Source organism: Lysobacter sp. TAB13, assembly GCF_052113885.1.
In the GTDB taxonomy this organism is placed as follows: Bacteria; Pseudomonadota; Gammaproteobacteria; order Xanthomonadales; family Xanthomonadaceae; genus Lysobacter; species Lysobacter gummosus.
Window position 1 is genome coordinate 1 of the sequence record NZ_JBFRDR010000203.1, and the last position, 452, is coordinate 452.

1 protein-coding gene is annotated in these 452 nt (G+C 65.7%); it reads left to right on the forward strand.

What is annotated here, in order from left to right:
- On the forward strand, positions 1–452 hold a 452-nt coding region (locus AB4Y92_RS25830), incomplete at both ends, for a FecCD family ABC transporter permease (protein ID WP_441822214.1).

Below are 452 nucleotides of genomic sequence, written 5' to 3' on the forward strand. Positions count from 1 at the left end.
ACGCTGGCCAGTGCCGAACAGGCCCGCGGCGTGATGTTCTGGCTTCTCGGCAATTTCGGAGGCGTGCGCTGGCCCGATGTCTGGCTCGCCACGCCAGTGGCCTTCGCGGGCTTCGCCGTCTGCATCTTTCATACGAAGGCGCTCGATGCGTTCGCCTTCGGGGCGGATGCCGCCGCCGCATTGGGCGTGGCGGTGACCCGCGTGCGCATCGTGCTATTCGCGACCACGGCCGTCATGACCGCGACCATGGTCAGCATCGTCGGCACGATCGGATTCGTCGGTCTTGTCATACCTCACGCCGCGCGCTTCCTGACGGGCCCAGCCCATGCCCGGCTACTCCCGGCATGCCTGATCATCGGTGCAATCTTCATGATTCTTGCCGACATTCTGTCGCGGACGCTGGTGCCGCAGCAGATTCTGCCGATTGGCGTCGTGACGGCGCTGTTCGGGGC